Here is a 13,041-nt window from a genome sequence, read left to right as displayed (position 1 = left end):
GCAAGTACTCCCTAATGATGGAAGTGAAATAATTTCAGTACCGAATAATCCAACAACACAGGCAAGAATAAGAGTAAGGGGCTGTTGGTAATATTTTCTTTGATATCAATAATGCCAACTTCACAATTGTTGCTGCTGATCCCGGCTTTGATTTTAATGCACCGGCTGCTGCAACAGTTTCCTGTTCTTCAGCTGCATCAGGAACAATACAGCTTGCGGTAACATCAATACTTGGTTATACTACACTGCTGATCTTTCAGCTATTGCAGGTGTGCCTGCAGGAACAACAGTAAGCTTCAGTTCAACAACTGTTACACCCGGCAATAATGTTGATATAACACTGAACAATGCCAATACGCTGGCATTTGGCAGTTATGATATAACCATACAGGGTGTATCAGGCTCCATTACAAAAACAAGAGTGATCCGTTTTATTGTGCAGCCCGAACCGGTCCTTCGGTAATTACAGATCCATCTTCACAAACAATTTGTGCAGGAAGTAATATAACATTTAGTTCAGCTGCAACAGGAGCATCGTCACAGGTATGGCAGCTAAGTACTGATGGTGGTGGCACGTGGAATAATATTGCCGGACAAACCGGAACAAGTTATACAGTTAACGGGACAACAGCTGTTCAAAACAACTACCGTTACCGTTGTGTATGCACCGGTCAGTGCAATACCAGTAATACTTCAGCTGCCGTTTTAACTGTGCAAATAGCACCAGCTGTTTCAACTCAACCTGTTTCCGGAACTATTTGTGCAGGCAGTAACAGAACGTTCTCAGTGTCTGCCAGCGGATCAGCACTCAATTATCAGTGGGAAGTAAGTACAGATGGCGGTAACACGTTTAACCCAATTGGTTCTGCTAATGCAAACAGCTATACTGTTTCAGCAGCAACCATTACACAGAATAATTACCGTTACCGTTGTGTTGTAAGTGGTGCATGCACGCCTGCTGTAACATCTAATGCTGCAACGTTGAATGTTTTCAATGCAGTTGCAATAAGTAATCAACCGGCAGATATTACTATTTGCTCAAACAGTAATACAAACTTTTATTGCTGCAGCAACAGGATCTGTTTGTTGGTTACCAATGGCAGGAAAGTACAGATGGCGGATCTTCTTACAATAATATTGGAGGAGCAACTAATGCAACACTTCCGCTTACAGCAGTTACAAGCGGACAAACAGGTTACCGCTACCGTTGTGTAATAACTGAGGTTGCCGTAATGCCACATCCAATGCAGCTATACTTACTGTACAAAATGCACCGGCATTTACAGCACAACCAACATCAAACAATATTTGCCAGGGAAGCGGTAATACATTTTCTGTAACAGCAACCGGAGATGTACTCAGCTATCAATGGCGATTGAGAGTACAGTGGTGGTACGACTTTACCATAAATATAAATGGAGCAGATGCTGCTTTAGCTATGCCTTAACAAATGCAACTATTGCTGCAGAATGATACCGTTACCATTGTATTGCCAAAAGCGCTGAACATACTTACTCCTACAATTACATCAACTGCATTTCATGATAAATAACGCACCTGTTGTTGTGTTGCTGTTCTTCAATGCCGCACTTTGCGGAAAACTGGTAACGCCGGCTTCAGTATCAATGCAGCTGTTTGGCATCGATTATCAATGGCGATTAGTACAAATGGTGGTATGAAATTCAATAATGTAAGCAGTTGCCTGCTGCGGCAAGCACTGAATACCATTAACAACAGGTACAAATTTCACGATATTATAAATACAGAGATGTATTAAACGGGTTTGTGGATGTAACTTCAACTGGAGCTGGGTTAACTGTGAACCCTTTACCGTGGTTCATTAAGTCCTGCCCCATACAGTAAATTATTCCCGGGTTTGCAAGCAACTATTGCCACTGCGGGTGTTTCCAACTAGCCGGTGTTACTTTAAGCTGGCAGAAAGCAATGCTGTTGGCATTACTAATACCGGAAATACACCCGCTGTAAATTTTGACCAGTCGGATTGGTGACTACAATGTATGAGCAAAAGGAGACAAGTGGCTGTAGTGGAAGAAGATCAAAGACATTAAGTAGCGCTGATTGCGCATCAATAAGATTTTTCTGCCCCAGTCCACATGAACGGTCGGTTCCGGGTGCGCTGTTATAATCGATATCTCAGTAAGAAATTTACTTTAAAATTACCATCGAATTGTATTTGATGGAAAAGGAAGTAAAGTGTACAAGCAACAGTTTATTCTGGCCCGTCCTTAAGATCAGATGTTGGTTGTTGCTGAAGAGGGACAGAAATCTGCCTTATTCAATTAACAGATGCATCAGACACAAAACAACTTTTAAACAGGAAAAGTCGTTTATTAAAGTAATCGATCAGCATATGAGAAAATAGAAAGCCGTCTGAAAAAGGCAATCTTTTTTATGTAAAGATTTTGTTTCAAATATTACAATTTCCCCGTAGTGCTCAAATAAATCTCTTTTCATTGCTTCCCGCACGAGAAAAACTGCTACGATCTTTGAGCCAGCGCTTTTCTTAAGTGGATTGAATTGCTGCTGTAAAATAGGTTTGTCTTTTTTGGCAGGAGAAGAATATAGAGAAACAGTTCAGGTTGTTTTGCTTTGTCTAGTGGAAACGCATTCCACTTGCCCAGCCTGGCTGTATTACCACACAAAATTTTTCAGGAACTGTAAAGATGATTTTTCGAGCACTGTGTCAAGTAATAATTGATTCACACGGATGATGATTCTGTATGGAATGTTTTTCTGCTCCAGGAGTTTCCATTATTTCCCAGGCCTGAGGTTTGTAAAAACAAAGCTGCACTGTCGGCTGGCAGCTGCGAGGCATGTTACCTAATTACCCGCCGCACTTACTCTTTACTTATCGTCTGTAAGGCCACGGTCATTTTTATGACACGTAAGAAAAAAACCGGAAGTGCCGTTGCTTTTACCTTTTCAGATAATTTTTTTTTATTTGAGAATGGAGTATAAGTGCCGGGTTTTCAAAGCAGCATTGATTTGCTGTCGCTCATTCAGCATCACATCGGCCAGTTCTGCCGTGATACGATCGATTGGTTGGCAGAGAAAAGAAAATTTCTCGTTTACGCCTTTTTCTTTCAACCGTCATCACTGCCAGTAAACATTTTTGTTTACCGCTTCGTCAGAATTTCAGGTAATTTACATCAGCGGCTTTTTCAGCGAAAAGAAGAAAACCGATCTAGTTAAAGTTTAATCGTGGTCTTTACCTAAGAGAGGCGGAATATACGGAACGGAGCGGATCCTTTAATTTGTAACGGAGAAGTATTAGGAACGCTACAAATTAATTCAAAGTTGGCGATAAACCAAACGGTGATTAATAATCCCGGGTCGCGTTGGTATTAAAGTACTTGTAAGTGAACACAGAAAGCGCAACAATAAGCAAACTCCAATCAGTGAGACAATGTGTACTTAACTTGGGATTAAACCAGAGATCACCTTTAAAACAAACCGCGCATGACCATGGTAAATCATCCAAGGAGCAGAATAAATGAAACCAGGAATACCCTCCATGGAGGGAACTACTTATATAATCGTTATCTGAATCAGCCGCAGAATATTGGCGTGTATCACAGCCACTTTTATCAGGTGACTGCATTGATATCCTACTGTTTTGAAGAGAGTGAAAATTTATGTTCTTCATCCTGCGGTTGCCGGCATTTTACTTTCGGCATACCAAGATAACCAAGCAGTACAATTTTATTCTGTAAAGCAGAGGCATTAAAGTCGGGATCTGTTACTTCGTCAAAATCATAGTAACTGAAGTTGGACAGGTTGCCGGTATAATGAATCTCCGTTTTTTGTTTTTCTTTTTAAGAGTTGCTGATAAAGAGCACTGTCGTATTTCTTTATAATAGCGCTGGTAAATGCTTGCCTGTTATCATTGAAGGGATAATAATGGCGGATGGTTGAATATTCAATATTGTCTGCAACCATTGTTGCATAACCATCTCTTTGCGTGGTAAAAAAAGAATCGGTATAAACTGATTCCCTGCAAGTTATCGAAATCGGCAATATAGCTGAATACATAATTATTGTGTGAAGTAAACTCAGCTTTAGCAGGCTGTCCTGCTGATTGATTCTTTGGGCATAAACGATATCGAGTGCCACTGCTTTTGAGCTTGCCCTTCTGAATCTGCTGAAGGAGATAGGCAACCTGTGAGCGGTCTTTATCTTCAACATTTATTAAAACAACCGGACCTTTATTAATCTGGTTTCTGTCTTTTTCTTTTGTGTAATATAAATCGGTTAACGAAAAATCCTGAAAAGCCTCTGTAAAAGGATCAAAGAAAGAAATGTTGATGATGGCTAATGAAAGCAGCGATACACAACCAAAAATAAACAGGTTGAGAAGCAGATACTCAGTAAAGAATTTCTTTAAAAACTTCATACAGCAGTTACGTAAATGTATATAAAAAAAAAGGGTATAAACATTGAAGTTTATACCCCTTACTGAAAACATTACCTTATTATCTTTTAAGATTAAGTGTAAATGTGCGGCTGTCGTTGCAATAGCTGCTGTTGCTCCAGTACAAAGATTTGTCTGTAGTTTCTGCATACCATTTTGTCCAGTTACCCGGTACCCATACATCAATACGTACTGATGTTGCGTATGGAGAAAGACGACCCTGGTAAATACCTTCTACCCAGATGTCAACATACTGACCTGTGTAGTTATCGAAATAAGCATAGCAATAACCTCGGGTTTTCTTTTCACGTGGAGCTGCATCAGGACCAGGCAGATCTTTCTTTTCTGTTACAGGTTGTGCAATTACAGCAACTTTTTTTACGCTGTGTCTGAGCTTTAGCAGTGGTAGTGAAAGCTAATGATAAGCCAACTACTGCGATAAGGAGGAATAAAACCTTTTTCATTGTGTTTGTTTTTTTGGTTTGTGAATAAAGATTAGAAACTTTTCTGAATTAGCAATTATATTTATTATTGTTTTTTCGGAACGATTTTATAAGGAATGGAAAATATATTTACAGCATCCGGCTGAATGGTTTCTTCTCCGCTTCCTCTTGACTGTACACCTTCAGCACGATTGATACCATCCATTAGTTTTTCAAAGGGGTTGGTTGGTTTTGCAGTGTTGCCTCTTGAACTGCCCTGGGCAACAAATACCTGGCGCAGATTCAAAGGTGCTTTCGCTGCCACTAACTTAATTACATTCATTCCATCGGGCGGACTGATCTTAAAGATCTTTGTTAACCTTACCGTATCACCAGGGTTGATAAAGCAATCAGATGCCTGTTGATTGCTGCCGGGGAACAATACATTCACCAGGTTGTCGGGTTGTATTTCAAGAATATTGTAATACAAACGTTCCTGACCATTATTAATGATCCGTAAGTTATACCGGTCATCGTGCTGGAAAACAATATTGCCGATGCATCCTTGATCGTCTTCACAGGTAAATCTTTTATGATCGCATTATTATTTCCTTCAGCTTTTTATAATCAATCGGCACAAATTCAAACACTACATTCAACTCTTCATTTTCATGTTCAGGTTGCGCAGGTAGGCAGCACGTCCATATGCACCAATCTTAGCCGCAACAATTGTGTAAAGTTCATCTGCATTCAGATTCTTACTGCAAACACCTAAACGGTAATCACCTGATGTGGAAATATAGATCGAGTCGGCACTGAAACCTTCTGCACCCTGCTCAATAAATACATCGCCCTGTTCACTTACCAGCTTGGCCTGTTTAATTTTTGCAACTGCATCTTTCAGTTTTCCATTCAACGCTGCATCTTTTGTTTTAATGGTAACAGCAACAGATAAATCACCAAAGCTTACTTCTTCTAAAAACACCCAGGCAGTTTTCAACTGATCATTACTCAGCTCTGTATCCAGTTCAACCTCACTGCTGTAATCGGCAGCCGTAGTTAAAATGCCTTTTGCAAGTGGAGTTGCTGTTTCCCTGTTATAGGTATTGGAAGCAAAACTTTAACTGTAGTACCTGCAAAAACACCATATATCTTTCCGCAACTGATTGTAATTTTTTCTTACCAAGAATTTGTTCAGCTATATAATAATTTGGTTTGCCCAATGCTTTGCCGCCAAAAATTTCTTTATCGAGATCGCCTTCAGCATTTGGTGTTTGTCCGGGAACACTCTTACTCATTTCTAAACGCACATTGTCAAATAAACCACGATAACTTGTTTTTGAATCAGCCTTTGCCAATGCTTTTGAAAAAGCCAGTGATAAACTGCCGCAATGTTCATCGCCACATTCTTGGTTAAGTTCAGATGCTGCTGATGCAAAGAAAGCACTCATCGGAGCCTGTCCTGGTTTTGATTCGCCCAGGTTGAAGATTGCTTCGTTTACAATTTTCATTCACTTTGGGAGCATAACCTTTGGGTTGGTATTTTTTTGTTGTGCCACGATAGTTGCCTAATCCTGAACGTGTACTTGTGCCGCTGTGACAGGCATCAATGATCACCAGTAAATTTCCATCAGCTCCCAATTTGGTTCTGATCTCTTCCAGCTTCAATCCAAACTCATCATCACGTAAATGCTTTTCAACACCAGGCTGATATTCCATGGGAGCATCATAAGTTACCAATGCTTCATCATATCCATCAGCTTCATCACCATTGTCGTCAAATACCTGTTCACCATGCCCGCTGAAATGAAACACACAAACATCACCCGGCTTTGCTTTATCAATCAATTGCTGTTTGATGGCGTTTAAGATTCCCAGTTTGGTAGCTTCCTTATCCCGAACGATTCTGATATTCTCTTCTTTGAATCCCTGACGTTTTAATGCCTCTTTTACTAAAGGGATATCATTCTCTGAGTTCAAACTGTTCCAGCCGGTTGATGGTGCATATTTTGAAATGGCAACAATCAGGGCCAGTTTATTTGGTTCTTTCTGCGCAAAAACCGGGAGGCCGGCTATCAGTAAAAAAAGAAAGAAGAAGATTCGCATTTTAGTTTTTAGGGAAGTTAGTTTTTCCCGATTGATATTGCAATATTAATCTCTCTGCACACTCTTTTCAATACCCTCCCAACGGTATTTTGATCAAAGTGACTTTTCAGGACAGGTCTTTTTCATATAGCTCAGCTACAGCACTGAGTAAAGAAAAGCCCTAAACAATGATTGGCAGGTTACACAGTACGCAGTAAATTCACCGCAAAATCATTTCTATCCATCCTTCATCATCCATATTAAGCAGCCCCATCGAATACCTGAAAGGTGTGGGGCCTTTGCGTGCCGATTTGATGAAAAAGGAACTGAACATTTTTACGTTCAATGATCTGCTGGAGCATTTTCCCTACCGTCATCTCGATAAAACAAAGATTACTCCCATTCAACAGGTAACCCTGCAAATGGATTATGTGCAGGTGGCCGGGAGATTAACCGACTTTGAAATTATTGGCGAACGGCAGGGTAAGCGACTGGTGGCACATATTAAGGATGTATCGGGTACTATGGAGCTTACCTGGTTCCAGGGAATTAACTGGGTACAAAAACTACTGGCTATTGGAGAAGATTATCTAGTGTTTGGTAAGCTGAGTTTTTTTATGGGTAAACCTCAGATTGTTCATCCAGAACTGGAAGTACTTACTCATCAGAATGCAGAAGGCAGGCAATTGCTTGAACCTATCTATCCAACAACCGAAAAATTAAAAGCAAAGGGATTAAACGGAAGAAGTATTGCCAAGCTCACAGCAGTGTTGCTGCCGCAAATTCATATTAAAGATTTGCCGGAAAATTTGCCGGAGCATTTGGTTACATCATTAAACTTTCCATCGAGATATGATTCATACAGGCATATGCATTTTCCTGCCGATGCAGATCAGTATGAAGCGGCCTTGAGAAGATTAAAGTTTGAGGAGTTGTTTTTTGCCCAGTTACGTATGGCCATGATCAAGAGCAACCGTCACCGTTTTTCAAAAGGAGTGGTGTTTAATAAAGTGGGCAATCTGTTCAATGAGTTCTACAGCAGGCATCTGCCATTTCAGTTAACAGGTGCACAGAAAAGAGTGTTGAAAGAAATACGGGTGGATACAGCGAAGGGCCACCAGATGAATCGCTTATTACAGGGTGATGTAGGCAGCGGAAAGACGATTGTTGCCCTCTTGACCATGTTACTGGCTGCCGATAATGGTTTTCAGAGTTGTTTAATGGCACCGACTGAAATTCTGGCCCAGCAGCATTTCAACAGTATTTCCGGTTTACTGAAAGAAATGAAGATTGAAGTGAAGCTGCTCACAGGCTCAACCAAAAAAGCTGAACGGGAAAAGATCTTGAATGGCCTGCAATCTGGCGAAGTGCAAATGATCGTAGGTACTCATGCATTGATTGAAGGAATTGTGCAGTTTAAAAATCTTGGGCTGGCCATTGTTGATGAACAGCATCGTTTCGGTGTGGCACAAAGAGCGGAGTTGAAGTTGAAGAATCATGTTCCGCCGCATATGCTGGTAATGACGGCAACACCAATACCGAGGACAATGGCGATGACAGCTTATGGTGATCTGGATTACAGTGTAATGGATGAACTGCCGCCGGGACGTAAACCAATTACCACTGTTCACCGTTATGAAACGGCAAGACCGGCAGTAATGGATTTTGTAAAAGAAGAAATTGCAAAAGGAAGACAGGCATATTTTATTTATCCATTGATTGAAGAAAGTTCAAAGCTTGATTTCGAAAACCTGATGAAAGGATACGAAGAAGTAAAAGCATTTTTCCCTGAGCCGAAGTATTATATCAGTATGGTGCATGGAAAACAAAAAGCAGATGTAAAAGAAACCAATATGATGCGTTTCAAAAAAAATGATACTCAGATCATGGTTGCAACAACAGTAATTGAAGTGGGAGTTGATGTGCCGAATGCAAGTGTGATGGTGATGGAAAGTGCAGAACGGTTTGGTTTATCACAGCTGCATCAGTTGCGTGGAAGAGTGGGAAGAGGAAGCGAACAGAGTTTTTGCATTCTTTTAACAGGGAGCAAATTAACGAATGATGCACGTGAACGGTTAAAGATCATGTGTGCAACCAATGACGGTTTTTTAATAGCAGAAAAAGATCTGGAGCTCCGTGGTCCCGGTGATATTGAAGGCACCAAACAAAGTGGGGTATTGAATTTTAAGCTGGCAAGCATTGTTCAGGATAAAGAATTGCTTGAGCAGGCAAAAATAATCAGTGATGAACTGTTGATTGATGACCCCGACCTGTCTATGGCAAAAAATTTGCTGTTAAAAACTACCTTTTATCAAAAAAAGGGAAAACACAGTGGAGCAAAGTGGCATGAGGAAATAAGCGCAGGAATTTTCCGTTTAATTTGAGTACATTCAAATACCGTTAGCATTGGAGAAATTTTACATGATAATATCCCGTCTCTTCATCGTACCATGTTTGTTTTTAGCGTTGCCACTTATTACAAAGTCGCAGCTTTATTTTGTAGAAAATAAAGGCCAGTGGGATAAGCAGGTGCAGTTTAAAACCGAAGCCGGTAACAGTGCTTTCTTTTTAAGTAAAGATGGATACACGATCCTTATGCATCACCCGGAAGATTATCAGCGGTTAACTGAATACAATCACGGTCACAGAATTGATTCCCCCTCAAAAAAAGATGTTACTGCAGCAGTACCTGATAAAATGCGTGCCCATGCTTTCAGGGTAAAATTCCTTGGCGGTAATTTCAATTCAACTCCTGTTATGGAAAAACCATTGCCGGGAATTGAAAATTATTTTATAGGCAATGATGAAAGCAAATGGGCAAGCGGTTGTAAACTCTTTCAGGCCATCACGTACAAAAATGTTTATCCGGGTGTGGATGTGCGTTATTATGTGCAGGGCGATCAGCTGAAGTATGATATTGTTGTTTATCCCGGTGCAGATGTTTCAAAAATTCAAATGCATTACGAAGGGGCCGATAAACTCAGCATCAGGAATAATGAACTGATTGTGGGCACTTCGGTTGGAGAAGCCCGTGAGCTGAAGCCGTATACTTTTCAGTTTGTTGAAGGGAAAAGGGAAACTATTCAATGCAGGTACAAGCTTGCCGGTAATACAGTAAGTTTCGATATAAAAAATTATGACAGGACAACAACGCTGATCATTGATCCGGCATTAGTTTTTTCTTCTTTCAGCAGAAGTACAACTGATAACTGGGGCTTTACAGCCACACCGGGTCCTGATGGCAGTTTTTTTGGCGGTGGTATTGCACAGCCTACTGGATTTCCTACAAGTACAGGTGTTATACAGCCAACCGGTGGCGGACCTACAACTGCAAGTGTTCCACCGGATATAGGCATTATCCGTTTGTCACCCGATGGACGTACAAGAATGTTTGCAACCTATCTTGGTGGTAATGGAATTGAACAGCCACACAGCATCATTGCAGATGCTGCCGGAAATTTAGTGATTGCAGGACGAACAAATTCAGGCAACACTTTTCCCGGAGCTTTATATGGAGATGGTGGAGGGTACGATATTTTTGTTACAAAGATCAATTCTACCGGAACGGCAATCATCGGCTCCATCCGTATTGGCGGAACAGGGGATGATGGTGTGAATATTAACCCAAGCAGAGGTGCAGGTGCACAAACGCTGTTAAGAAATTATGGAGATGATGGTAAAAGTGAAGTTATACTTGATCGTAATAACAATATTCTTCTTGCTTCGTGCTCTCAATCAAGAAGGCTCTTTGCACAGGTGGCAGGATCGGATAGTTCCGGAGGCAGACAAGATGGGATTGTAATAAAAATAAATCCTAATGCAAATACGGTTATATGGAGCAAATATCTTGGAGGTATCGGAGAAGATGCTGCATTTGTTTTATCAGTTAATCCGTTAAGCCCACAGGATATTTTTGTAGCAGGTGGAACTACAAGTACTAATTTTCCCGGTACAGCAGCCGGTGTATTGCAGCCGGCTTATAATGGAGGCACAGCAGATGGCTATGTAACCAATCTTACAGATAATGGCACAACTGTATCACTTCTCCGTACAACATACCTTGGAACGGCACAAACAGATCTCGTTTATGGTATCCAGTTCGATCAAAAAGGATTTCCTTATGTTATGGGTACTTCAACCGGGAACTGGCCTGTACAAAACGCTATTTATTCTGTAGCCAATTCAAGACAGTTTATTGCCAAACTCCAGCCAAATCTCAGTGGCTTTGTTTATTCAACAACCTTTGGCACTTCGGGAGCAGCCGCACCAAATATTTCACCTGTTGCCTTTCTGGTTGATAATTGCGAAAACGTGTATGTGTCAGGATGGGGCGGGGCAGCCAACAATTTTGGTGGCGGGCCCTCTGCTTATCCAACAGCAGGAACCACCGGACTTCCGGTAACAAGCGATGCATTTCAGCGAACAACAGACGGCAGTGATTTTTATTTCTTTGTGTTACAAAAAAATGCAGCCTCGCAGTTGTACGGAAGTTTCTTTGGACAATTAGGAGGTCCTGGAGGAACAGAACATGTAGATGGAGGAACAAGCCGTTTTGATCAAAGTGGAGTTATTTACCAGGCTATTTGCGCCAATTGTAAAAATGTAGGGGCTGTTGTACCTGCCCAGGCACCTTATCCAATTACAGCAGGGGTATTTGGTAATGTAAACCCGGCAGTTGGCGGCGGTGGATGTAATCTTGGTATGGTAAAAATCCGTTTCGATTTAGCAGGTGTTGATGTAGCATTAAGAGCAGTAGGTGCAAAACAATTGAACTTCTGTTTACCGGCTACTGTTCAGTTTACCGATACGATCCGAATGGCCAAAACGTATATCTGGATTTGGGGAGATGGTACAAGAAATGATACAACAGCAACCAATCCATTTACACATACATATAATACAACAGGTTTTTTTGATGTAAAGATTATTGGTATCGACAGTAATTCCTGTAATGTAAAGGATTCTGCTACCATGCGGATTCGTGTTACAACAGACTCTGTTGCTGTTGGGTTCAATTATTCCCGACTTGCCTGTAACAGTCTTACATTTAATTTTACCAATACAAGTAATCTTCTTACTTCTTCAAAACCGTTCGGGCCAAAATCATTTATGTGGGTTTGGGGCGATGGAACGAAAAATGACACCATCTTAGGTTTTGCACCACCGGTTGCACATACGTTCCCCGCAATTGGTTCATACAATGTTCGTCTTGTTTTAATTGATAGTGGTTACTGTAATCTGGGTGATGATTCAAGTATGGTGAATTTTCAGGTGATAGACAATATCAGGGCCGGGTTCAGTGTAGACAATGTGTGTGTACCCGATACAGTAAAAATAATCGATACATCTGTTGGTTCGCTCAGTTACCTGTGGTTAAGCAGCGATGGACAATCGTCGAATGCCACTGTGCCAAACTTTACCTATGCAACTCCGGGGCCTTACACAATCAAGCAATATGTTTTTAATCCCAACAGTTGTAACCTGATTGATTCTGCAACAAGAACCTTCCAGGCAGTTGCACCGCCAACAGCAGGTTTCTTTTATAATCCAAATCCTTCGCAGGAAAATACACCAACAAGGTTCACAAGTACTGCATCAGCTGATGTAGTCCGGTGGTTCTGGGAATTTGGTGATGGAGATACATCAGCATTGCGTGATCCGTTTCATCAATATGTGCGGCCGGGTATTAATACTGTTTGCCAAACAGTCACTAATAGTGTTGGCTGCCAGGATTCAATATGTATTCCGGTTGAATCAATCATCAATATTGTAAACGATCTGCCAAGCGCCTTTACACCTAATGGAGACGGAGTGAATGATCGCTTTATGGTTCGTGGTTTCGGTATTGCAAAGATGACCTTACGTGTTTACAACCGCCAGGGTTTAATGGTGTTTGAAAGCCGCTCACAGAATATTGGATGGGATGGAAACTATAAAGGAACACCACAGCCGATGGATGCCTATGCATGGACACTGGAGGTGGAATATTTTACCGGTGAAAAGTTTAAGAAGAAAGGTGATGTAACGCTGATCAGATAATGAAAAAAGGTTCAGCCGTTTAAAGGGTAGAACAAAATGATAGATTAGTTGTTTAAAATGAAT

Annotated in this window: 10 protein-coding genes; 5 read left to right on the top strand and 5 right to left on the bottom strand. The window is 41.0% G+C overall.

All coding sequences use genetic code 11. The features are described from left to right. Positions 1–271: 271 nt before the first annotated feature. From IPK31_03810 to IPK31_03800, 3 genes are all read left to right on the top strand, one after another. Entirely contained in the window at positions 272–463 is a 192-nt protein-coding gene (locus tag IPK31_03810) for a hypothetical protein (GenBank protein ID MBK8087135.1), read from the top strand. A 248-nt stretch (positions 464–711) separates the two neighbouring features. After that, complete coding sequence (locus IPK31_03805) at positions 712–1,215, top strand: hypothetical protein (GenBank protein MBK8087134.1); 504 nt, start codon at positions 712–714, stop codon at positions 1,213–1,215. Between the two features lie 326 nt (positions 1,216–1,541). After that, positions 1,542–1,679, top strand: coding sequence for a hypothetical protein (locus IPK31_03800; protein MBK8087133.1), 138 nt, complete (start codon positions 1,542–1,544; stop codon positions 1,677–1,679). A 2,261-nt stretch (positions 1,680–3,940) separates the two neighbouring features. Here the strand turns inward: IPK31_03800 and IPK31_03795 are convergent. The 5 genes from IPK31_03795 to IPK31_03775 form a co-directional block, all read right to left on the bottom strand. Beyond that, positions 3,941–4,414, bottom strand: coding sequence for a hypothetical protein (locus IPK31_03795; protein ID MBK8087132.1), 474 nt, complete (start codon positions 4,412–4,414; stop codon positions 3,941–3,943). Positions 4,415–4,960: 546 nt separating this feature from the next. Next, positions 4,961–5,344 carry a hypothetical protein gene (locus tag IPK31_03790; protein MBK8087131.1) on the bottom strand — a complete coding sequence of 128 codons (384 nt, stop codon included), beginning with the start codon at positions 5,342–5,344 and terminating at the stop codon, positions 4,961–4,963. A 165-nt stretch (positions 5,345–5,509) separates the two neighbouring features. Next, positions 5,510–5,839, bottom strand: coding sequence for a hypothetical protein (locus tag IPK31_03785; GenBank protein ID MBK8087130.1), 330 nt, complete (start codon positions 5,837–5,839; stop codon positions 5,510–5,512). 112 nt (positions 5,840–5,951) lie between these two features. Then, positions 5,952–6,305, bottom strand: coding sequence for a hypothetical protein (locus tag IPK31_03780; GenBank protein ID MBK8087129.1), 354 nt, complete (start codon positions 6,303–6,305; stop codon positions 5,952–5,954). Next, positions 6,274–6,960, bottom strand: a complete 687-nt coding sequence (locus IPK31_03775) for a caspase family protein (GenBank protein MBK8087128.1) — start codon at positions 6,958–6,960, stop codon at positions 6,274–6,276. Before IPK31_03775 ends, IPK31_03780 begins: the two co-directional genes overlap by 32 nt. Positions 6,961–7,178: 218 nt before the next feature. Here IPK31_03775 and recG point away from each other — a divergent pair, with 218 nt between their 5' ends. Further along, positions 7,179–9,323, top strand: a complete 2,145-nt coding sequence (recG, locus tag IPK31_03770; protein MBK8087127.1) for an ATP-dependent DNA helicase RecG — start codon at positions 7,179–7,181, stop codon at positions 9,321–9,323. A 37-nt stretch (positions 9,324–9,360) separates the two neighbouring features. Further along, on the top strand, positions 9,361–12,978 hold the full coding sequence (locus IPK31_03765) for a gliding motility-associated C-terminal domain-containing protein (protein ID MBK8087126.1): 3,618 nt from the start codon (positions 9,361–9,363) through the stop codon (positions 12,976–12,978). Positions 12,979–13,041: the final 63 nt, after the last annotated feature.

Source organism: Chitinophagaceae bacterium (assembly GCA_016713085.1).
Taxonomy (GTDB): domain Bacteria; phylum Bacteroidota; class Bacteroidia; order Chitinophagales; family Chitinophagaceae; genus Lacibacter.
This window is presented reverse-complemented; position numbering and strand designations above follow the sequence as displayed.

Coding starts and splice junctions, on each gene's coding strand:
- IPK31_03765 (MBK8087126.1), top strand. CDS start 9,361: ATGATAATATCCCGTCTCTTCATCGTACCATGTTTGTTTTTAGCGTTG.
- IPK31_03775 (MBK8087128.1), bottom strand. CDS start 6,960: ATGCGAATCTTCTTCTTTCTTTTTTTACTGATAGCCGGCCTCCCGGTT.
- IPK31_03800 (MBK8087133.1), top strand. CDS start 1,542: ATGATAAATAACGCACCTGTTGTTGTGTTGCTGTTCTTCAATGCCGCA.
- IPK31_03780 (MBK8087129.1), bottom strand. CDS start 6,305: ATGAGTGCTTTCTTTGCATCAGCAGCATCTGAACTTAACCAAGAATGT.
- IPK31_03795 (MBK8087132.1), bottom strand. CDS start 4,414: ATGAAGTTTTTAAAGAAATTCTTTACTGAGTATCTGCTTCTCAACCTG.